Below are 22226 nucleotides of genomic sequence, written 5' to 3'. Positions count from 1 at the left end.
AAGGAGGAGGTTGTAGTGGCACCTCTTACAAGAATGCAATTTATTGCTTCGCTTGTCCCCACTGTCGAGCAGGTCAGACGCGAAGGCTCGCCGATATTCCCTTCTGTTCGGCTTGCGCAATGTTTATTGGAAACGGGCGGAGTCATTCATCGTTGGTACAATCTGGGGGGAATTAAAGTCGGGGGAGGAATCCCCAATCCGTATTGGCATGGAGAAGCCGTGGTGAAGGGGACCTGGGAGGTTGTTGACGGTACGCAGGTGAGCATGAATGCTTCCTTCCGTGCCTATAGCAGCGTATATCACTTTATGAAGGATCAGGACTTGCTGTTCTCAACATCACGTTACTTGCGTGTCCGTGCTGCCGTAACGCCTGAACAACAGGCCAACATGCTGTATGTCAGCGGTTATGCGACGGATCCGGCTTATCCTAATAAATTAATTACTCTAATTAACCAATACTCGCTGAAGCAATACGATAACGCCTTTGCATCCTCGCCTGCTTCAACGATGTTCAGATCCTCGCAGACCATTCCCATTCTGGTGGACGGACTTGTTGCTGCCGTCGGCTATTATGATGCGGGGACAACCTGGGTGGCAGCACGCGCGTTAGGAGAATCCTTGGGGGCGGCCATAGGCTGGTCCGCTGGCAAGGTCACAGTCAACGGCCAGCCATTGGATTCTCGCCTCGATATCTCAACGGGTTATGTTGCTGTTCGGGACTTGGCGGCGGCACTAAACCGCAAGGCGGTCTGGGAGCAGGGCACCCAGACCGTCACCTTGAAAGCGGATCTCCCGTGAAGGGAGATGCCGCTTTTCTTTTTTTGCCTCATGGGCGGATGGTGACTCTCGTTCCAACGGGCGTAAGCTCCGACAGGGCGAGCACGTCCTGGTTGTACATCCTGATGCAGCCGTGGGATACCATGTGACCGATAGAGGAAGGATCGTTGGTGCCGTGAATGCCGTAATGCGGCTTGGACAGCCCCATCCATAACACGCCAAACGGGCCGCCGGGATTTTCCTGCTTATTAATGATCTTGAATTCTCCGGTTGGGGTCTCGGTGACCATCCTGCCGATTCCAACGGGATAAGAGTGCACAACGATATTGCCGTCAAGCAGATGAAGCATCCTGTCCGACAAATCAACGATTATACGGTACACGGCCATGTTGAGTTCACCTCATCTATCTTCTTTGCTTATGTCATGATATTTCCTGACGAGACGCTTGGTTACTAAGGCGGGGAGAGAATTGAACATGAAAAAAAGCGTTCCCGAAGGAACGCCTGCTTAAGAGACCGCCGCTTTCTCGTCGCTCTTGCGGAGGATAAAGGTATAATAGCCGATGTAGTAGGCTACGAGAAGGAAGAAGGTTGCCGCGGTGAGCGGGTCATTCGTATATTGCTGCATCTGGGCTGTCCCGCCGTTCAAGTTGGGATTCATGGCCATCGTCCCGCCTTCGCCAAACATCTCAATGACCCGGAAGGCTATTCTGCCGATGAATAGAAGAACGACCAGTGTCTCAATGCCAACATGCGTCCGGTAAAATAATGTATCGTCGCGCTGCTCGAATCGGCTGTGCTTGATTGCGTAATAGGCAATGACGGCTCCGCAGGCGATTCCCAAGGCATCGGACAGGTATATCGCCGGATGGGGAAAGCCGGTGACAAGCAGCAGAATGCCGATGACGCAGAAGAGTCCGATTCGCATTTTCAGCCTGCCGGGTTTGAAAGGCTGAAAACCGATGGACCGCTTGAAGCGACGGTACATGATAAACAGGATGACGAGCACGGGGATAATATAGCTGCTTAATTGGCTCATAAGAACCTCCCGTCTGTAAAAGTGGTATTTTTACTATACTCCAAAAGAATTGGGATTAGCAGTGGGGAGCCGTACTGCCAGGCAAAAAAATAAACACGATGGCCAAGCAAAGTTGAAGACCAACAAAAGTTATTCCATTCTAACATGAACCTGAAAATTCACGATTAACTTAGGTAAATATGCTTCTCTCCAGTTTTTTAGTTCATCATACGGAATCCGTGAACGGAAATGCTGGCCAAAGCCGAATATATCCGTTCTGTTTTTCTGGTTTTGTTTAAATATATCATTAAACCGCTGTTCAATCCTTTTCTCAAGGGCTTCTTTGAGCCGGTTATTCGATACGCCTTCATCGCTTTCCAGAATGCTTATTTTTAGAGATAAATCGCTTGCTATCCGCGGTTCACTATTTTTCATGGACGGTTTGACTTTTAATGAGCTATCAATGACCGTGATGGTGGCAAATCCCAGATTTTCTGTATTCCTTATCGTGGTATGGTTTTGAAACAAATGAACGAGATGGTTTTCACTCGGGCTGATTCTCTCCGTTATTTTCCCATTCTTCAATACAGCGGAGCCATCAAAGTTCAGTACCGTGTCTTTAGCTGTATTTACGACGGGGACGGCTATGTCATTCGTATAAGAAAACAAACTCTGATAAACTTCCCAAATGCGGGTGCTTGAGACCTCCGGTGCCCAGCCGGCCCCTTTACTAAAAAAGTCATATACAGCGGTTCCGGCGAAGCCTAATTTGCTAATATTCGAAAACATCGTTTCAATATTGTCATCCGTAATCGCAACCAACGCGATAGACGGAATTTCTTTTGAAGTCATGAAATACTTAATTATTTTTATCCATTCCGGTTGGTTAGCTGCCAATTTATTATCGATGACAATTAATTGCAATTGCGAGTAGTCAAGGGCATTCTCAGAATTATTCCGCATTTGTCCCAAAATACTTGAAACGGAATCGCCTCTCCCCGTTACAATTCGCGTTTTTTCTTCTGCATTAGTTCTTGGAATAGACAGGGTCACTCGGTATTCTTTATCGTGTTCCTTGGAAACCCCCATGACCAACGGCAAGGCACGCTGATTGATTTCTTTTATATCCCAGCACCCACAGAGTAAGGTCAAAGACATCAGTACAACTATTGTTTTGTAGGGATTATTTTTTTTCATAACCTGCCGTCCTCTTTTCAACTAGAACACTATAGAGAAGAATGGTTAATGGGAGGGTTACGATAAAATAAACATTAGTACCTCCACTCAAGTAGATGAGCTTTTCAATCCAAATCCGGTTTGGGACGCATGCTGCGAATATAAATGCGAGAAGAGAAGAAGCACTGGTCCAATAGGAGGCTTTGCTTCTCTTCCAATGGACTAATTTTTGCATGATTTTCCCGACCATCCAGAACTGTACGGCAGTCAAGATGAGATTAAACCCAATTATGGATATGCCAAAGAAGATTGTTTGCCGATTAAAAACAAACCATCCTATGTCGACTGAATCCGCCGCCTCTTTTATGGGAAAAAGAAAGGTGGAGACCGTTTCTTGACCAAATATGAAAAGAGGGAAATACACACCGCTCAAAAAAAACAACAATACATACGCCCACGCCGCAAAGAGTTGGCTAAGCTTCAAATTCGTTTCCGATGGGATGAATCCTATAAATAAGATTGCCGAGAATCCCATAAGATAAAAGAATTTTATGTTCCATAAGAAATCAAGTGAAGAAGGCCAAGCGGGCAAAGCGTTCCGCAAATCAAAATTTACGGTCGAGGAAGCAATAACAAATATCACCAATAAATTAATAGTGATGAAAAAGATGATGGATGTACGTAAAATGGTGCCTAAACCTTTTATTGCTGTATAAGTTGAAATAAAGAAGAGTAATATTAATACCGCCAAATAAGGTGTTCGAATCAAGAAGATTGAGGTAATGGTTTCGGCATGAGCGCGAAGGTCCATCGCTGCAAGCGCGGTCAGATTGATCGCATACGGAAATAGAAAAATGAATGCGACCCATCTGCCCATTTTCAAAAAAATATCGACCATATCTTCTTTTGGAAAGTAATTCAGTCCCTTCTTGTAGATCGTGATTAATATCAATTGAAGCAATCCATAAGTAAGCACGACCCCCCAATGCCCGGTATTCGTTAACGAATAGGTAAGTCTGGGATACATTAAATAACCGAAACCCATATGCATGATGATAAAAACGAATCCGATTTGCAACCGTTGCGTCACTTTATGCCTTCCTTTCCTTTCATTCGAAAAGTCATATAGGGAATATCGCAAGACGTTAAACTAGCCAAATAAATGCTTATTAAGGCTAAACCAACAATTAAACCTACAATGCCGTAAACAGAGGCTAAAACAAACACAGGGTATTTTAACGACCGGATGTATAAAGCATTTTGCACGCCTACGACGGCGGAGCTTGCAATCAGCATAAAAGTAATCACGATTACTAATAAGTTGCTGACTAATTTTGCTTCTACCATCGCTGTGCCAAGGACAACTCCGCCAACCATCGTAACGGTAGGGCCCACGCTTTTGGGGAGTCGTACAATTGCTTCGGTGATTAAATCAACTAGAATAGTCATGATAAGGGTTTCAAGTACAGGCGTTAGTGGAATGCCTTCTCTGCTATCCGCAATAAACAAGGCGAGATCTGTTTTTAAAATTTCAGGGTTAACCGAAGTTAGGGCTACATATAGAGCGGGAAGTACAAGCGTGGCAAATACTCCTAATCCTCTTAAGGCGCGGATCATTAGTGAAAGCCCGATAGGGAGATTGCGATCGTTAGCAGTATGCAGCATATCAGAAATAAGATGAGGGAAAACAAGCGCGAAAGGCTGATTTTCCAAAAAAAGAACGATTCTATTCTTTTTCAGAGAATGAATAGCCTGTACGGGCACTTCAGTTGCAAACAGATGACTGACAGGACTCAAGATGCGTTTACCCAAATGCTTATTCAGATCGTCAATGGTTTCTATATCTGATTCAATTTGTTTTAACCGCTGGTCAACTTTTTCAATTAGAGCAGTTTGAGCTTTTCCTCTAATATACAGCATTGAAATTCTCTGCTTGGCGAGCTCTCCTACTTGGTAAGAGCAGAGGCATAGGCGTTCAGTGCCCAGTCTTTTTCGAATCAGTCCTATATTAAGTTCAATATCTTCTCCAAAGGCATCCAACGGACCTTGAATGGGACTTTCATTTCTGGGCTCTTCAACGCTTCGTCTGAGGCTTTGGGGGACGGGTTCCACAATAGCGTTATTGCCGCTTTCAGAGATCAGAACTAGTTTTCCGTCCAACACGGCTTTTTTGAGTTGTGCTGCATCCTTATCAAGCTGATCGCTAAGGTTGAGGAAAAGTTCATGTACGGAAGCAGAACGTTGAGTCATCTGCCGAACATATAAATTTGACTTGGCAAAATCAATAAGCGTGTTAAAACCAATAAGGAAAAAGGCCGTGCCGTCAAATTGCGCGTCTTGAACGAAAAAATCATCTTGATCAGAGAACGCAGATTTCATTTCCTGAACTAAATTAATGATTTCAATCTGCCCCCTCAGAAGAATTTCCTTATATTTTTGGCAGACATTGGGGTTTGTATACGGATTGATTATCATGAAGTCGCTTAAGCAACAAAAAATGACGGAGCGTGAAAGGCAAACAACAATAACCCGCAAACCATTACAAGGTGTTTGCGGGTTTATAAGTTAAGTATTTATTTAAATTTGGTGGACAATTGGTTGACAATAAATGAATACACGCTTGTTTGATTTCTTCAATACCTTATAAATAAAAGCTTTATCCAAAAAAAATCGGACGCTCATTTCTGAGCGTCCTTTCATGGGAGAGGAGAAACCGGACGAAGAGCTTATGGGGAAACGTAAGTCTTCTCCGCGGTTGTCTACGGCATCTTCCGACGCCGATGATTTTATCTTGTCCGCTTTATGGGCGATTATACATTTTACGCCAAAAAAATATTGCGGCCTCCTTTTATCACGCTCGAGGTGCCTTTATAATCCAAGGGAAAGTGTGGTACTATAGGCATCGACAGTAGACGAAGGGAGCAATAAGCAGTGAGAGTCATTGCGGGAGCGGCAAAAGGCCGCACGCTGAAGGCGGTTCCAGGGATGAATACGCGTCCGACGACCGATAAGGTGAAGGAAGCGATATTCAGCATGATTGGACCGTTTTTCGACGGTGGTCTTGCACTCGATTTATTCGCTGGCACCGGCGGGCTCGGTATTGAAGCTTGGAGCAGAGGCATCGAGCGGACGATCTTTATCGACCGAGAAAAAATAAGCATTGATATCATTAAATTAAATACGGAAGCGGCGGGAATGGGGCGGCATGCGGAAATCTACCGCAATGACGCGGAGCGGGCGCTCAAGCTGCTGGAGAAGCGGGGAGTCGCTTTTTCGCTTGTATTCCTGGACCCGCCTTACCGCTTGACCCATATGGATGAGCTTATGGCGGATATGGCGCAGCGGTCGCTTCTGGAGGAAGGCGCGACCATTGTGGTTGAGCATGATGCCGGCCATGAGTATCCGGATCAGATGGAGCATTTTATATTGCTGAGAAAACAAAAATATGGCGATACGGCCGTAACTCTTTACCGCTATTCGCCTGGCAGCCCAGATGGAGGAACTAGAGATGCAGATGAATGAGAACGGACGTGTAGCGGTATATCCCGGGAGCTTTGATCCGCCGACATTAGGGCATCTTGACATTATTCGCCGTTCGGCCAAGCAGTTCGATCATGTGATTGTCGCCGTGCTGAACAATACGAGCAAAAGTCCGCTGTTTTCCTTGGATGAGCGCAAGGAGATGCTGCGGGAGATAACCGGCGATCTTCCGAATGTATCGATCGACAGCTTCCGTGATCTGCTCGTCCGGTTCATGAAATCCCGCAAAGCCAGCGTCATTGTCCGGGGCATCCGTTCGGTAACGGACTTCGAATACGAGCTGACGCTTGCTTCGACGAATCAATTGCTGGATCACGAGATCGAGACGATCTTTATGATGACCAATCCGAAATTTTCCTATCTCAGCTCCAGCATCGTGAAAGAAATCGCGATGTTCGGCGGCCCGGTTAACGAGCTGGTGCCAGCTCCTATCGAGCATCGGCTGGTGGAGAAATATAAAGCCAAGCAGTCGAACAACTGACTAGCGATTTCTTAGGCCGGGCGTTCGATGCGTAACTAACCGCATCAAAATAAACAAAATAGCAAGCACGGCCGCGGCCGTCAGCGTATAAGGCCAAAGTGACGGGAGGCCAAGTGCGGTGACGGCCTCGTATGCGTTGCTAGGGCGCTGCCAGTCTGCGCCATCCTGCAGCATAGCGGCTGTCGCGCCGGTTAACCGGCTTGGCAGCAAAGTGATAACAGCCTGCGCCGGCTTCCATAGCAGCAGAGCGAATGCGGCGGCGTGCAGCGCGTGAAGCAGCCGGACTCCGATCAGCGGCAGCAGCTTCAGGTCGGTGCCGCTTATGGCATAACCGGCTTGCAATAGGGAGCTTAAGCCGCTCCAGGCAAGAATAGCGGCAACGGCTGCGGCGCTTATTGCCGCGCTGATGCCCGGTCCTTGCCATACGGCCGCGGCATACGAACCGATGTGGCTCTCGAGAAGGGCTGGCAGGAGAAGTTCCGCGGCTCCGCTTGGCAGAACGCTCTGTATGAGGGGCAAGGCAAGCCGGGCTATAACAGCCGCAAAGATCATAAAGCCGCCAACGACAAGCAGCTTCTGTACGCCGGAGGATACGGCGTCGCCCAGCACTTTGCCGAAGCTGCGGCCATCCCGGTCGCGGCTTGCTGTAATTGCGTCGGCTACACGATCAAGCAGCCTGCCCGCGGGATGGGCTGCGGCAGTGCGGACGATCGCGTGCGATAATGGCTTGCGTCTGCCAAACAGCGTAATCCAACCCGCGGTACATAAGGCAGAGAGCCATACAATAGAAGCGATGAACAGGCCAAGCTCCGGACGGTGAAGAAAGCCCGCGCCGATAACGACCAGCATAAAGAGCGGGTTCGGCATATGGGACAATGCCAGCAGTCTCTGCCCTTCGCGTTTGGATACAAGTCCGTCGCGGCGCAAGGCGGCCGTTGCTTCGGCTCCTGCCTGATGTCCGGACAACCATCCGAATAACAGCGGCAGCGCAGCTTCTCCGGGCAGCTTGAACAAGGCGCGCATAACCGGCCGCAGCAGAACCCCGATACCGTGAATGAGTCCGAAGGCGGCTATCAGCTCGAACAAGACCAGAAAAGGCAAGAGGCCGGGAAAGACGATATTCCACCAGATGGTCAGTCCTTGAAGCGAGGCTTGGAAAGACTCGTCCGGCTGGCGGATGATTGCAGTGACCATCAGAATCGAGAGTGCGGCGTATAGGATTGTTCGTGCCATATATGAATCAACTCCAGTAGGATTAGGATTAACGATTTAACGAATGGGATGACGGGTTCGGACAAACCAGGGTCTGTTCCATTGTACGCTCGGCATGACCATGATAGACCACCAGAGCCCTCAGGAAGGGGATTACGATGAGCAAGTTTCGACTTAGCGGCAGGAAGAGACAAGCGGCAGGGATTATACTGATCGCCATAATGCTGTGGATTATTGTGTATGCGCCAACCCCGCTCGTTATCTACGAACCGGGTCTGACATTCGAGACAGCGCCGCTTGTCCAACATGGCTCGGAACAGACAAAGGTGTCTCGTTTGGCCGAGAAGGGGGAGGAAGGGGCATTTCTCGTCACGACCGTTAAGCTGACCGATGCGAAGTATTGGCAAGTTATTCAGACTGCCTGGCAGAAGGATTTTGACGTGTACAGCAAAGATTCGGTCTTGCAGGGGAAGTCGGAGCAAAATTATTTGAAGCGCATGAAGCTCGAAATGGTGGCTTCGCAGAATACCGCTATCGAGGCCGCCTATCGCTATGCGGGAATTGCCTACTCCAAAGAGGATGAACTATATATTAGTGATATTAACGGAGCTTCAAAGGACGTTCAGATAGGAGACCGCGTTATCAAGGCAGATGGCCACTCTGTTAACGATATTCGACAATTAACATCTGCCTTAAGCGGGAAAAAGGATGGGGATTCTGTACGTCTTACCATAAACAGAAGCGGTAAGACGCTTGATGCAGCTGTTCCTTACAAGCTCATAGAAGGCAACATCACAACGGCCTTAACTTCTCCGGTAAAGGATGAAATCTCTTTAGGAGAATTGCAAGTCGTACTGGCCAAGGACCTTCGAGACCGGATCGAAATTAATGCCGGGGAAGTAGGCGGTCCGTCAGCCGGACTCATGTTTACGCTACAATCACTGAATTTTGTACTGGATGAGGATTTGACCCGGGGGCTCCGCATCGCTGGAACCGGAACGATCAACGAGTATGGAAATGTTGGAGCAATCGGCGGCATTAATTACAAAGTTGCAGCCGCTGATCTCGCGGGGGCGCAGTTGTTTCTTGCTCCGGAAGATAATTACGAGGAAGCTGCTGCCAAGGTGAAATCCCTTGGCAGCAGCATGAGGGTTATTTCGGTACACTCGCTGCAGGACGCTATTTACGCCATTAGCGCCATAGTCAACAATAAGTAATCGGCTTACTCAATAATGATCGGCCGATCCGTGAAATCCCGGAACATGGAAGACGCCGAGGCATGTCCCGGCTGAGCCAGCATGTAGACCGCCGAAGCTTGAGTATCAAGCTCAAGATAACGGGAGTCAACGGGGGATCTTGCCGCGCTTAGCAGGACGGGCAGCTTAGCTTCCTTCTTCATCCTCCGAAGAAGCTCCTGACCCTTGGCTGTGAAGCCAAGCACGCGGATGTACTGGACGCCTGCGGCCAGCTTCTCCGGCGTGAAATCTTCTTTCTTGTGATGGAGCAGTATAGATAGAAGAGCACGCTGAAGCTTGGTTCTGGTATACCGTTTGGTCTTTAACTCATCGAGCAGCGTCTCGAACCCTGTATTGACTAGCTTGGGCAGGGACTGAAGCAGTCTGTACTCCAGTCCTTCCATCATTTCGCGGTAACCGGCAAGCTGATCGGGTGTATGGGTCACGGCAGCGTGCAAGAGCGGGTGCGCAAAGTTCGCCCAGCTTACAGGGCTTCTTCCCGATGCCCATTCCCGCTGCATGACGTCAAACGTTGAGGCAGGCACCAGCGGTCTGCTTGCTTCAAGCTCTCCGCCTTCCAGAAGGAGCCGTCGGATCGCGGTAGCGCTTGCTATGGCGCTGTCGGTCACCGTCGTCTGCCCGTATTCCGATTTCTCGCGGCGAATGGTGTAAGGCCGCATTCTTCCCTTGATGCGCTCGAGCGCAATTAAATAATGAAGGCCAAGCGTATGGTTCGGCTGAGCGAACGGGAAGCTCGCAGCTTCATGTCGTCCGGCAGCCGTCAGGTAGGCCGCTATAGCAGTGCTGTAAGCACTTGGGTAGCTGACTCCGCCATCCAGCGCCTCGCGGAGCATAACCTGGAATTCGGGCGGCTCATGCGCGATCAGCCTGGCTGCTTCCTGCAGCGCATCGATCTCACCGCTCTCCGTACCGAAGCAGAAGGCATCTACGACGCCCGTTGCCTCGAGAAGGGATACGGCTCCGTAGGCAAACCATTCTGCCGCTTGCGTGGCATAAGCGGTTGGCAGCTCGAGGACCAGATCGCAGCCGCCTCTCAGCGCCGCTTCCGTCCGTGCCCACTTATCCATGACGGCCGGTTCTCCGCGCTGCAGAAAATGTCCGCTCATGACGGCTACGACTGCGTCGGCGTTTGCTATTTTGACCGATTCCTGCAAATGATATTGATGACCGTTGTGAAATGGGTTATACTCAACAATTAGTCCTACCGTTCGCACCTTTACATCTCCTTGCTTCAGATGGATATATGTTCCATCATAGCACAGGGCCGACTATTTATTCACGAAATAACAGGCTTAATGATGAAAAAGAGCGTGAAAATGTTGACAAAACCGCTCAATAATAGATATAATAATTTTTGTTTGTTTGGGGTGATCTCATGCAGTTTCATGTACAAGAAACGATGTCCAAAGGCATTAAGGCAAAGATTGATGAGAATCTGGATGTGACCGACTTATTCAAGGACAGATCCGATGTCATCAATACGGGTCCACTTCATGTGTCGTTACAGGTAACAGGCAATGAGGGTTCGATTACGGTCGAAGGCGAATTGACCATTGATTGGGAGCTCGCTTGCTCACGTTGTCTTGATCCGGTGAAGCTTCATACGAAGATTCCTGTCTTCGACCAGTTCAAGCCTGCGTCCGACAAGGACGAAGACGAAACGGAAGAAGACGAGAATGACGATGTTATTGCGGTAACAGGGGACAGGCTGGATTTGAAGCCTTATGTGGAAGAAGTGCTTCAGCTGTTCATGCCGTTTGCTCCGTTATGCAGTAAGGATTGTAAAGGGCTGTGCCAGAATTGCGGACAGAACTTAAATGAACAAAAATGCGGCTGCTCTACCGAGAGAATTGATCCTCGTATGGCAGTGCTCAAGGATTTATTCAAAGACGAACAATAAAGAATGACCGATTGATTCTGTGAAGGAGGTGGGAAACATGGCAGTACCTCAAAGAAGAACATCCAAAACTCGCCGCGACAAACGTCGTACGCATTTTAAATTGGCGGTACCAGGTATGGTAAAATGCGAGCAATGTGGAGAGCTGAAACTTGGCCACCACGTATGTAAAGTGTGCGGATATTACAAAACGAAAGAGATTATCTCCCAATAATCTCGGGGTTTCCCACAATAGCACTTCATTGCGATGAGGTGCTATTTTTTGTGTCCGTTGCCTCCATAAGCTTTTTTTTATATACTTAATTAGTACCAGGTTATAATATCAGCCATCATCCGAGTAAAATCAGACTAGGGTCACAATACTGTTAAGGTGGTGCCGAAGATCGAAAGAATGCCCAAGAGACAGCGGCATCAGATGCTCGCTCAATTGATTGATGAAAACCCGTTTATGACGGATCGAGAGCTAACCCGACATTTGAAAGTCAGCATACAAACGATAAGGCTTGACCGTATGGAACTGGGTATTCCCGAGCTGCGCGAGCGGATGAAGCTGATGGCTGAGCGTTCTTATGATTCCGTTCAGTCCCTGCCGCTGCATGAAGTCATAGGTGACATTGTAGATCTGCAGCTGGACAAAAGCGGGATCTCGATATTCGAAATTCGTGAAGAGCATGTTTTCTCTCGCACGGGAATTGCCCGGGGCCATCATGTGTTTGCCCAAGCAAACTCGCTGGCGGTTGCTGTTATTGATGATAAAATCGCCTTGACGGTCACAGCGGATATCCGCTTTATCAGACCGGTAAAGCTGGGCGAGAAGTGCATTGCTAAAGCTTATGTACGTTCGATATCCGGCGAGCGCCACAAGTCTAAGGTGGAGCTCTTTACCTATGTAGGGGAAGAGATGGTGTTCCAAGGGAACTTCGTCATTTACCGATCGGCTGGTGAAGGTGAGAGCGAGGCATAAGCTTTTATGAGTTTAGGCTTGGCCTGCAGTTATGAAGGCGGAGCTTTTGGGAGGAAAAAGACATGCGGATCGCCATAGATGCGATGGGAGGCGACCACGCACCAGGCCTGATTGTGCAGGGTGTGCTGGAAGCTGCGGCGGAGTGGCCGGATATCGAATTGGTTCTTGTTGGCGATACGGCGGCAATTGAGCCGCTGCTCAAAGGACAAAAACCGGCCAACATGACGTTATGCCATACGGATGAGGTGATCGGTCCGGATGAAGAACCGGTCAAAGCGGTTCGTCGGAAAAAGGGATCTTCCATGGTCGTTGCCGGTCAGCTAGTGCGGGAAAAACGCGCCGATGCGATGATCTCAGCCGGCAATACCGGTGCATTAATGACGACCGGGCTTCTCGTTGTTGGCAGACTTGACGGTATTGAACGTCCTGCTCTTGCGCCGATGCTTCCAACCATGGATGATGTTGGAGTACTTGCGCTTGATCTCGGGGCAAATATGGACGCCAAGCCGGAGCATCTGCTGCAATACGCGATTATGGGCAGTATTTACCGTGCAAAGGTGCATGGCTTTGACAACCCTCGCGTAGGCCTGCTGAATGTGGGCACGGAAGAACGTAAAGGCAACGAGCTGACTAAAGCGGCTTATGATCTGCTGGAGCAGGCTCCGATTAACTTTATTGGCAACGTTGAAGCGCGCGACTTGCTGAGCCGCAGCTGCGACATCCTTATTTGTGACGGCTTTGCGGGGAATATTATGCTTAAGGCTATGGAGGGAACGGCGGGTTCGCTGATGACATTCCTAAAAGATGCTTTTGGCGAGACTCTTCTGACGAAGCTGGCGGCAGCCGTAATGATGCCAAAGCTTCGCGCTTTGAAGAAAAAAATGGATTATAAGGAGCATGGTAGCGCTCCGCTGCTTGGTTTGAACGGACTGGTGATGAAATGTCACGGTTCTTCGGACGCTCTGGCTGTCAAGAATGCGATCCGGCAGGCCCAGCTTGCCATTAACGCTCAGCTTACAGAGTCGATAGCGGCAGAAATAGGCGGGAGGTCATAATGAATTTACATCCTGTTGGCATTATTGGTTCGGGCAAATACGTTCCCGACCGGATTTTATCCAATCAAGAACTTGAACAAATGGTGGAGACCAATGATGAGTGGATCGTAACCCGTACGGGTATTCGCGAGCGCCGTATGGCGGCAGCGGAGCAGGCTACATCCGATCTGGCTTACGAGGCCTCTTTGAAGGCCATTGAAGCAGCTGGCATTACGGTTGAAGATATCGACCTCATTATCGTGTCGACCATTACGCCGGATATGTTCTTCCCGTCTACGGCATGTCTCCTGCAGGAGAAGCTTGGCGCGAAGAAAGCAGCGGCATTTGATCTCTCCGCAGCTTGCTCCGGATTTATTTACGGACTTGCTACGGCATCGAATATGATTGCTACCGGCATGTACAAACACGTCCTCGTTGTTGGGGCAGAAACTCTCTCCCGCATTACGGATTATACGGACCGCAACACCTGCATTTTGTTTGGCGACGGTGCCGGCGCCGTTATTCTGGGTCAGGTGCCGGAAGGCCGCGGCTTCAAATCATTCGAGCTTGGCGCTGACGGCGGCGGCGGAGATTTGCTCAGAGTTAGCGGCGGCGGCTCGCGCCTGCCTTCATCGGCTGAGACGGTTTCGGCAAAACAGCATTATATTCATATGGCGGGCAATGATGTATTCAAATTCGCTGTCCGCATTATGGGCGGAGCCGCTGAAGAAGCTCTTCGCAAAGCAGGCATGAGCAAAGAGGATATCGATCTTCTCGTGCCGCATCAGGCTAATGTCCGCATTATTCAATCCGCGCTTAACCGTCTGGATCTTCCGGAAGACAAGTGTATGGTTAATCTGGACAAATACGGCAACATGTCGGCTGCATCCATACCGGTTGCACTGGCTGAAGCTGTAGAGCAAGGCCGCGTGAGTGAAGGGGACTGCCTCGTATTTGTAGGCTTCGGAGGAGGCCTTACCTGGGGCGCTTCCGTATTGATCTGGTAACGGAGGGAATTAATTTGAGCAAAACAGCATTTGTATTTCCAGGCCAAGGTGCACAAGCCGTTGGCATGGGTAAGGATGCGTTCGAAGCATTTGAAGGCTCCCGTGCAGTATTTGAACAGGCGGACGAAGCGCTGGGCTTCAAGCTGAGCGACATTATTTTTAACGGTCCGGACGAACTGCTGAAGCAGACGGCCAACACGCAGCCTGCTCTGCTGACAGTTAGTGTGGCTCTGCTCAAGGCGCTTGAAGGCCGGGGCCTTAAAGCAGATTACGTGGCTGGCCACAGCTTGGGCGAATATAGTGCGCTTGTAGCCGCAGACGTGCTAAGCTTTGCGGATGCCGTACGTACTGTCCGCGCGCGCGGCGAGTTCATGGAACAAGCCGTTCCCGGCGGACAAGGCGCAATGGCTGCTGTTCTTGGCGCAGAGCGCGGCGTATTGGCCGAGCTTTGCGCGAAGATCTCAGAAGAAGGAAATACGGTAGAGCTGGCGAATGTTAACTGTCCGGGTCAAATCGTCGTTTCCGGTTCTGCCGCAGGAGTTCAGGCGGTTGTGGAGCGCGGCAAAGAGGAAGCAGGCGCCAAGCGCGTTATTCCGCTCGAAGTAAGCGGCCCGTTCCACTCTTCCCTGATGAAGCCAGCGGCTGAGAAGCTGTCCGGCGTTCTTGCGGAAGTAGCGATGAGCGATGCTGCGGTTCCAGTTGTAGCGAACGTAACGGCTGCCCCGGTTACGGAAGCGGCATCGATCCGCAATCTCCTGGTAGAGCAGGTCTATTCGCCGGTTCTCTGGGAAGACAGCGTTCGTTATTTAGTTGAGCAAGGCGTAGATACCTTTGTCGAGATCGGTTCGGGTACGGTGCTTGCCGGCTTGATCAAGAAGATTGACAAAAATCTGCGCGTCATTTCGATTAACAGCATGTCTGCTATCGAAACACTGTAATTACGGTTCATGCAAAACTTGGAGGAGGTAGACCATGTTTGCTAGTCTTGAAGGTAAAAAAGCGCTTGTAACAGGTGCATCCCGCGGTATTGGCCGTGCCATTGCTGTTGCGCTCGCGGAAGCTGGCGCAGATGTAGCGATCAACTACTCGGGCAGCGAAGCTGCCGCCGCGGAGACGGCTCAGGCTGTTGAAGCGTTTGGACGCCGTGCTATTATTTTAAAAGCCAACGTCGGCAAAACCGACGAATTTGAGGCAATGGTCAAAGAAGTTGTTGATCAATTTGGCTCAATTGATATTTTGGTGAATAACGCCGGGATTACAAGAGATAATTTAATTATGCGTATGAAAGAAGATGAATTTGACCAAGTTATTGAGACGAACTTGAAGGGCGTCTTTAACGGGATCAAAGCGGTTACGCGGCCTATGATGAAGCAGCGCTCCGGACGCATTATTAACATCTCTTCGGTAGTTGGCGTGCTCGGAAATCCGGGTCAGGCGAATTATGTTGCAGCGAAGGCAGGCGTTATTGGCCTCACGAAGTCTAGTGCGCGTGAGCTTGCATCCCGCGGCATTACCGTTAACTGCATTGCACCGGGCTTTATTCAGACAGATATGACGGACAAGCTTTCTTCCGAAATGAAGGAATCGCTCTCTTCGCAAATTCCTCTTGCCCGTCTAGGTGCCGCGGAAGACATTGCATCAGCAGTGCGCTTCCTCGCATCCGATGCTGCCTCTTATATGACAGGCCAAACCGTCCATATTGACGGCGGCATGTACATGTAAGATAGCATTACGCCGCAATGACCGGAAATGCACCGGTTACGTATGGCAATTTGTCTTGAATTCTCGTATAATACCCTAGGAGGAGGTGAATCGGATGTCCGAAGTAGTAGAACGTGTAAAACGTATCGTCGTCGACAGACTTGGCGTAGACGAAGCGGAAGTCACGCTGGAAGCTTCCTTCAAAGATGACCTCGGCGCTGACTCTCTTGATGTCGTTGAGTTGGTCATGGAATTGGAAGATGAGTTTGACCTGGAGATCTCTGATGAAGATGCAGAGACGATCACCACGGTGGGAGAAGTAGTCAATTACATACAATCTCATACGTAAGGAAAAGAAGGGTCCCGTTGTAATAGACGGGACTTCTCTCCATCTAGGCAAGGAATCATCATGATATTATGAATGAGCTTGTATGCCTTTTTATATAGAAGATGTGATGTAGACATCTAAAATGCAGTCCGTTGAGGTGAATCTTACAGTGAAACAAAGAGTTGTTGTTACCGGCATGGGGGTTATTACCTCGCTCGGCTCAGATGTGGAACAATTTTGGGGTAATTTGTTGGAAGGGAAATCAGGCGTATCGCATATCGAAGCGTTTGATGTATCCGAATATCCGACTCAAATCGCCGCTGAAGTAAAAAACTTTAATCCTGAAGATTATGGTCTGGATAGAAAAGAAGCGCGTCGCATGGACCGCTTTGTACAATTTGCATCTGTAGCCAGCTTGAGCGCGGTTAAAGACGCTGCTCTTGAGATCGGTTCCAATGTGGATCCTGAGCGCATCGGCGTTATCGTAGGATCCGGAATCGGCGGTCTCGGAACATGGGAAGACCAGCATAACATTCTCCTCGAGAAAGGTCCTAAGCGCGTAAGCCCGTTCTTCATTCCAATGATGATCGCGAATATGGCTTCCGGACAAATCTCGATGCTGACAGGTGCGAAAGGTCCTAACAGCGCGGCGGTTACCGCTTGTGCAACGGGTACTCACTCGATCGGCGATTCATTCAAAATGATCCAGCGCGGCGATGCGGATGTAATGATCTGCGGCGGCGCTGAAGCGACTATCCGCCCAACGGGTCTTGCAGGCTTCTGCTCGATGCGTGCGATGTCCGTCCGCAATGACGAGCCGGAGAAAGCAAGCCGTCCGTTTGACATCGACCGTGACGGATTCGTAATGGGTGAAGGCGCAGGCGTGCTTGTGATTGAATCCCTCGAGCATGCCCAGAAGCGTGGAGCGCGTATCTATGCGGAGGTTATCGGTTATGGCATGAGCGGTGACGCTCACCATATGACAGAGCCGGATCCGGACGGAGCAGCTCGCTGCATGTCGAAAGCTTTGCGCGATGCGGGAATCGAACCGGAGGCGATTGATTATATCAATGCCCATGGTACTTCCACGCCGGTAGGAGACCGATCCGAAACCAGCGCAATCAAGAAAGCATTTGGCGATCATGCCTATAAGCTAGCTGTAAGCTCGACCAAATCGATGACAGGCCATCTGCTTGGCGCTGCCGGCGGCGTTGAGGCCGTTATTCTGGGACTTACGCTGCAGAACGGCATTATTGCTCCAACCATAAACCTGGAGAATCAAGATCCTGAGCTTGACCTGGATTACGTGCCGAATACGCCACGTAAAGCGGAAGTGAGAACGGCGCTGTCCAATTCGTTCGGCTTTGGCGGTCATAATGCGACGATCGTGATGAAAGTCTATGAAGCGTGATTCCATCAACGAGCTGCAGACACGTCTGCAGCTTCGCTTCAAACAGCTCAAGCTGCTGAAGCAGGCTTTTACGCATACTTCCTATGTGAATGAACATAAGCATGGGACGATCGAGCATAATGAACGCCTGGAGTTTTTGGGCGATGCTGTCCTGCAGCTGCTTGTATCGGAATATTTGTTCACGGCGTATCCTAACCGTCCGGAAGGTGAGCTGACCCGTATGCGTGCATCCGTCGTTTGTGAACCATCACTTGCGCAGTTTGCGGAGCGGCTGGAGCTTGGCGCTCATATTCAGCTTGGCAGAGGCGAAGAGCAGCTCGGAGGAAGACAGCGTCCTGCGCTGCTTGCCGATTTGTTCGAGGCTTTTGTTGGAGCGATATTCCTTGATGCGGGCATAGAGCGGACAAGAGCTTTTCTTGAAACGCATATGTTCCCGTACATTGAGTCTAATGACTACGGCCTGCTGGTGAAAGACTTCAAGTCCAAGCTGCAGGAGCGTGCTCAGCATAAAGGACTTGGTGCGGTAGAGTATCGGATTATGGAAGAACGTGGGCCTGCCCATGACCGCGAGTTTGTCGTCGAGGTATGTATCGGTGATCTTCCGTACGGGAACGGAAGCGGCAGAACGAAGAAGGAAGCGGAGCAGCGAGCTGCGGCAGTTGCCTGGCAATCTCTGACGGAATAATGAAATAAGCCTGCCAACGGATTCGAGTTAAGGGATCTGCGGCGGGCTTTTTTTATTGCTCCGGAATGAAGCGCGAGGGGGAAAAGGATTAACGAGCCCAGTCAAGTTGTGTTACAATAGGCGATGAGGTGAAAGCCAGGTTATGTTCCTGAAACGGATAGAATTATCGGGATTTAAATCATTTGCCGACAAGACAGAAATGGAATTTGTCACCGGCATTACGGCTGTTGTTGGTCCCAACGGCAGCGGTAAAAGCAATATTTCGGACGGCATCCGCTGGGTGCTGGGCGAACAAAGCGCAAAAAGTCTTCGCGGCGGCAAAATGGAAGATATCATATTTGCCGGAAGTGATGCGCGCAAGGCAGTTAACTATGGTGAAGTATCGCTGACGCTTGATAACGGCGATGGGGCACTGCCGCTCGAATATAATGAAGTGACAGTTACCCGCCGGGTTCATCGGAGCGGCGATAGTGAATATATGATTAACAAGCAGTCTTGCCGGTTGAAGGATATTACCGAGCTGTTCATGGATACGGGTATCGGTAAAGAAGCCTACTCCATTATCGGACAAGGCCGCATCGAGGAAATTTTAAGTACCCGTTCGGAAGATCGCCGGGGGATATTCGAAGAAGCATCCGGAATTGTGAAATATAAATCGCGTAAACGCGAGGCACAGCGCAAGCTGGAGGATACGGAGAACAACTTGCTGCGGATTCACGATCTTGTGTCGGAGCTGGAAGATCAGGTAGAGCCTCTTCGAATCCAATCGGAGAAAGCGATCCACTTTAAGCAATTAAGAGAACAGCTGAAGACGCAAGAGATTTCGATGTACGTACATAACATAGAAAATGTGTACGGCTCATGGTCGGAAGCCAATGCCAAGCTTGAACGCCTCAAACGCGAACAGCTGGAGCTGTCAACCGTCGTAAGCAAGCATGATGCCCATCTGGAGAAGGACCGCCAGGCCCTTCGCGAGCTGGAGGAAGCACTTGACCAGCTTCATGAGGGCATGCTCCAATACAGCGAAGAGTACGAGAAATGCGAAGGCTTCGGGGAAGTTCTGAAGGAACGGAAGAAAAACCTCGAGCAGAATAAAAGACAGCTGGAAGAAACAATTGCCTCTCAGGATGAGCGGATTGCAGCTTTAACGAGCGAAGAAGCGGAATTCCGCAACCGCGCAGCTGTGCTGGAATTGCAGCTGGCTGAACTGAAGAGCAAGCTGGCCGTGGAAGAGGATAATCTGATTGGCGTTACCGGCGGCACCGCGGCCGATGCCGAAGAAATGCTGAAGGGCGAGCTTCTTGATGTGCTTAGCACGATGGCTCAGCTGCGCAACGAAATTCGTTACGCTGCCCAGCAGCAGGAAGCGGTACAGCGCAGAATGGAGCGCCTCAGCGACGAGGAAGCCAAATGGTCGGAGCAGCAGCGTAAGCTGAACGCCCGAAAGAACGAGCTTGAGAAACAGCTTGAGGCGACGCTCGACTCCATCAGCAAAGCACGGACTAAATATATAGATCAAGCTGAAAAGGCAAAAGAGCTTGGCCAAATGGCCGAGGATGCGACATCCGCACTTCGCAAGTGGGAGCAGAAGCTGGATGCTCAAACGTCAAGACGCGATACGATGAAGGAAATGCAGGATGCGCTGGATGGCTTTATGCATGGTGTGCGTGAAGTGCTTAAATCTTCGCGGCGTTCGTCCGGTTCCGGCGGTATTAGCGGTGTGCATGGTGCCGTTGCCGAGCTCGTTCGGGTGCCGGAGCGAATCGAGACTGCCGTGGAGACTGCATTAGGCGGCGCCTTGCAGCATATCGTCATGGAAGACGAGAAATCGGCACGAAGCGCGATTACCTTCCTGAAGCAGCGTCAGCTTGGACGGGCGACATTCCTGCCGCTTGATGTCATTCGGGGCCGTCAGGTGCCAGAGCACGATAAGCGGATGGCGGAATCTGTTGACGGCTTTGTTGGCGTTGCGGCGGAGCTTGTGTCTTGCGAACCGCGTTATCAGGCGATTATCAATAATTTGCTCGGCAACGTGCTTCTGGCTGAAACTCTCGAGCAAGCCAACCGTATTGCATCCAAATGCCAATATCGCTACCGAGTTGTAACGCTTGAAGGTGATGTCGTAAATGCCGGCGGCTCGATGACGGGCGGCAGCCTTCAGAAGAAAGGGGCAAGCCTTCTTGGCCGCCAGCGCCAGATTGAAGCGCTGGATCAGGAGATTGCGGAAGGCGAGAAGACCATCGCTCAGCTGCGCGATAAGTTAAGCGATCTTCGCAAAGAGCAGTCCATTCTCTCCCAAAACATGGAGGAGCTTCGCTCGCAGGCCGAGCAGTACCGAATTGACGAGCAGCAGGTTCGTGCCGAGCTTCAGCAATTGAACAACGAAGCGAAGCATCTCAGCGAGCAAGAGCAGCTGTTTACCGCAGACCGCAGCAGCCATACGGCGGAGCAGCAGTCCATGCAAGTAATGGCAGCTGAAGCCGAAGTTCGCCTGGAACAGCTGACAGCGGATGAAGCTAGGCTTCAGGAAGCGATCAGGCTTGCCGAAGAGCGCCGCAAAGCAAGCGAAACGGCGAAGGAAGAGCTGCAGGTTCAACTGACGGATTTGAAAATCTCCGTTGCGAAGACGGATCAGGAGAAGCAATCCTTCGAGGATCAGGCGGCCCGTGTCCGAGCCGACATTCAACGGGCCAAGCAGGAGCTCGGGAGCTACCGCACGCTGTTGAATCAGCAGGACGCTGAATTGGAGCGCCATAGCGAAGAAACCGTCGCTCAGATCGAGCAGTTGAATCATCTGCGATTGAAGAAGCAGGAATGCGCAGAGCAGACAGACTTGAAGCGTTCGGCCCGCGCCGACCGCGTCAAAGAGCTGGAGCAGGGCGAGAGCGATACGAAGGAGCAGCGTGCACAGCTTCGCCAAGTGGAAGAGCAGATGCGGCAGACCGAGATTGCGGCGAACCGTCTCGATGTTGAGCTGGACAACCTGCTTCGCAAGCTAAGCGAAGAGTATGAACTGAGCTTCGAGCTGGCTAAGGAGCAGTATCCGGTGCCGGAAGATATCGTTGGCACGCAAAATGCCGTTCGCGATATCAAGCGCCAAATCACGGCGCTTGGCGACGTGAACCTTGGCGCTATTGAAGAGTATGAGCGCGTACGGGAGCGTTTCGAATTCTTGACCGAGCAGAAGGATGACCTTGTAGAAGCCAAGACTACCTTGTATCAGGTTATTCGCGAGATGGATGAAGAGATGTCGAAGCGATTCAGAACGACGTTCGAACAGATCCGCAGCCACTTCGTAGTGGTATTTGCGAAGCTGTTTGGCGGCGGCCGTGCCGATCTGGTCATGGTGGAGCCGGACCGGGTGCTGGATACGGGCATCGATATTGTCGCGCAGCCTCCGGGCAAGAAGCTGCAAAATCTGCAGCTCTTATCAGGCGGGGAGCGGGCGCTTACGGCAATCGCGTTATTGTTCGCGATTCTGCAGGTGAAGCCGGTGCCATTCTGCGTGCTTGACGAAGTAGAAGCCGCGCTGGATGAAGCGAACGTTGCCCGTTTTGCCCAGTATTTGCGCGAATTCTCCGAGCTTACTCAGTTTATCGTCGTAACGCATCGCAAAGGGACCATGGAGGAAGCCGATGTCCTCTACGGCGTGACGATGGAAGAAGGCGGCGTATCGAAGCTGGTATCTGTGCGCCTGGAAGAAGATGCGGAAGAGCAGGAATCCGCATAAGCAGTTGCC

At 50.5% G+C, this 22226-nt stretch carries 22 protein-coding genes; 15 read left to right on the top strand and 7 right to left on the bottom strand.

Annotated features, from left to right (window positions below):
• The first annotated feature begins 15 nt into the window (after positions 1 to 15).
• Positions 16 to 798, top strand: a complete 783-nt coding sequence (locus tag M3194_RS01310) for a glucosaminidase domain-containing protein (RefSeq protein ID WP_251651218.1) — start codon at positions 16 to 18, stop codon at positions 796 to 798.
• A gap of 28 nt (positions 799 to 826) precedes the next feature.
• On the opposite strand, the gene M3194_RS01305 is transcribed toward M3194_RS01310, so the two are convergent.
• The 5 genes from M3194_RS01305 to M3194_RS01285 form a co-directional block, all read right to left on the bottom strand.
• The gene (locus M3194_RS01305; protein WP_251651217.1) at positions 827 to 1165 is read right to left on the bottom strand and encodes a L,D-transpeptidase; all 339 of its coding nucleotides are present in this window, start codon (positions 1163 to 1165) and stop codon (positions 827 to 829) included.
• Positions 1166 to 1285: 120 nt separating this feature from the next.
• Positions 1286 to 1816: a CcdC protein domain-containing protein gene (locus M3194_RS01300; RefSeq protein WP_251651216.1), complete on the bottom strand. Its 531-nt coding sequence runs from the start codon at positions 1814 to 1816 to the stop codon at positions 1286 to 1288.
• 129 nt (positions 1817 to 1945) lie between these two features.
• Positions 1946 to 2992: a Ger(x)C family spore germination protein gene (locus M3194_RS01295; RefSeq protein WP_251651215.1), complete on the bottom strand. Its 1047-nt coding sequence runs from the start codon at positions 2990 to 2992 to the stop codon at positions 1946 to 1948.
• Positions 2979 to 4061 carry a GerAB/ArcD/ProY family transporter gene (locus M3194_RS01290; RefSeq protein WP_251651214.1) on the bottom strand — a complete coding sequence of 361 codons (1083 nt, stop codon included), beginning with the start codon at positions 4059 to 4061 and terminating at the stop codon, positions 2979 to 2981. The genes M3194_RS01295 and M3194_RS01290 overlap by 14 nt, the downstream gene beginning before the upstream one ends.
• Positions 4058 to 5446, bottom strand: a complete 1389-nt coding sequence (locus tag M3194_RS01285) for a spore germination protein (RefSeq protein WP_251651213.1) — start codon at positions 5444 to 5446, stop codon at positions 4058 to 4060. The genes M3194_RS01290 and M3194_RS01285 overlap by 4 nt, the downstream gene beginning before the upstream one ends.
• Positions 5447 to 5902: 456 nt before the next feature.
• On the opposite strand from M3194_RS01285, the gene rsmD reads away from it, so the two are divergent.
• Both rsmD and coaD read left to right on the top strand, forming a co-directional pair.
• Complete coding sequence (gene rsmD / locus M3194_RS01280) at positions 5903 to 6493, top strand: 16S rRNA (guanine(966)-N(2))-methyltransferase RsmD (protein WP_251651212.1); 591 nt, start codon at positions 5903 to 5905, stop codon at positions 6491 to 6493.
• Positions 6480 to 6992, top strand: a complete 513-nt coding sequence (coaD, locus tag M3194_RS01275; protein WP_251651211.1) for a pantetheine-phosphate adenylyltransferase — start codon at positions 6480 to 6482, stop codon at positions 6990 to 6992. Before rsmD ends, coaD begins: the two co-directional genes overlap by 14 nt.
• On the opposite strand, the gene M3194_RS01270 is transcribed toward coaD, so the two are convergent.
• Positions 6993 to 8225: a nucleoside recognition domain-containing protein gene (locus tag M3194_RS01270; protein ID WP_251651210.1), complete on the bottom strand. Its 1233-nt coding sequence runs from the start codon at positions 8223 to 8225 to the stop codon at positions 6993 to 6995.
• Between the two features lie 137 nt (positions 8226 to 8362).
• On the opposite strand from M3194_RS01270, the gene M3194_RS01265 reads away from it, so the two are divergent.
• Positions 8363 to 9421, top strand: coding sequence for a YlbL family protein (locus tag M3194_RS01265; protein ID WP_251651209.1), 1059 nt, complete (start codon positions 8363 to 8365; stop codon positions 9419 to 9421).
• Between the two features lie 5 nt (positions 9422 to 9426).
• Here M3194_RS01265 and M3194_RS01260 read toward each other — a convergent pair whose 3' ends face one another.
• Positions 9427 to 10674: a nucleotidyltransferase gene (locus M3194_RS01260; protein WP_251651208.1), complete on the bottom strand. Its 1248-nt coding sequence runs from the start codon at positions 10672 to 10674 to the stop codon at positions 9427 to 9429.
• A gap of 161 nt (positions 10675 to 10835) precedes the next feature.
• Between M3194_RS01260 and M3194_RS01255 the strand changes: the two genes are divergently transcribed.
• From M3194_RS01255 to smc, 11 genes are all read left to right on the top strand, one after another.
• Entirely contained in the window at positions 10836 to 11360 is a 525-nt protein-coding gene (locus M3194_RS01255; protein WP_251651207.1) for a YceD family protein, read from the top strand.
• Positions 11361 to 11397: 37 nt separating this feature from the next.
• A complete protein-coding gene (gene rpmF / locus M3194_RS01250; RefSeq protein WP_015845071.1) occupies positions 11398 to 11571 on the top strand; it encodes a 50S ribosomal protein L32 in 174 nt (57 codons plus the stop codon).
• 177 nt (positions 11572 to 11748) lie between these two features.
• Complete coding sequence (gene fapR / locus M3194_RS01245) at positions 11749 to 12321, top strand: transcription factor FapR (RefSeq protein WP_251651206.1); 573 nt, start codon at positions 11749 to 11751, stop codon at positions 12319 to 12321.
• Between the two features lie 62 nt (positions 12322 to 12383).
• Entirely contained in the window at positions 12384 to 13376 is a 993-nt protein-coding gene (gene plsX / locus M3194_RS01240; RefSeq protein ID WP_251651205.1) for a phosphate acyltransferase PlsX, read from the top strand.
• Positions 13376 to 14362 (top strand): beta-ketoacyl-ACP synthase III, encoded by a 987-nt coding sequence (locus M3194_RS01235; protein ID WP_251651204.1) that lies wholly within the window; start codon positions 13376 to 13378, stop codon positions 14360 to 14362. The genes plsX and M3194_RS01235 overlap by 1 nt, the downstream gene beginning before the upstream one ends.
• 14 nt (positions 14363 to 14376) lie before the next feature.
• Positions 14377 to 15300 (top strand): ACP S-malonyltransferase, encoded by a 924-nt coding sequence (fabD, locus tag M3194_RS01230; RefSeq protein WP_251651203.1) that lies wholly within the window; start codon positions 14377 to 14379, stop codon positions 15298 to 15300.
• Between the two features lie 34 nt (positions 15301 to 15334).
• On the top strand, positions 15335 to 16084 hold the full coding sequence (gene fabG / locus M3194_RS01225; RefSeq protein WP_251651202.1) for a 3-oxoacyl-[acyl-carrier-protein] reductase: 750 nt from the start codon (positions 15335 to 15337) through the stop codon (positions 16082 to 16084).
• Positions 16085 to 16178: 94 nt separating this feature from the next.
• Entirely contained in the window at positions 16179 to 16412 is a 234-nt protein-coding gene (locus M3194_RS01220) for an acyl carrier protein (protein ID WP_015845065.1), read from the top strand.
• Between the two features lie 148 nt (positions 16413 to 16560).
• Positions 16561 to 17802 carry a beta-ketoacyl-ACP synthase II gene (gene fabF, locus M3194_RS01215; RefSeq protein WP_251651201.1) on the top strand — a complete coding sequence of 414 codons (1242 nt, stop codon included), beginning with the start codon at positions 16561 to 16563 and terminating at the stop codon, positions 17800 to 17802.
• Positions 17792 to 18487, top strand: a complete 696-nt coding sequence (gene rnc, locus M3194_RS01210; RefSeq protein ID WP_251651200.1) for a ribonuclease III — start codon at positions 17792 to 17794, stop codon at positions 18485 to 18487. Before fabF ends, rnc begins: the two co-directional genes overlap by 11 nt.
• A 142-nt stretch (positions 18488 to 18629) precedes the next feature.
• A complete protein-coding gene (gene smc / locus M3194_RS01205) occupies positions 18630 to 22217 on the top strand; it encodes a chromosome segregation protein SMC (RefSeq protein WP_251651199.1) in 3588 nt (1195 codons plus the stop codon).
• The last annotated feature ends 9 nt before the right edge of the window (positions 22218 to 22226 follow it).

It is taken from the genome of Paenibacillus glycanilyticus, from assembly GCF_023715145.1.
In the GTDB taxonomy this organism is placed as follows: domain Bacteria; phylum Bacillota; class Bacilli; order Paenibacillales; family Paenibacillaceae; genus Pristimantibacillus; species Pristimantibacillus glycanilyticus_A.
This window is presented reverse-complemented; position numbering and strand designations above follow the sequence as displayed.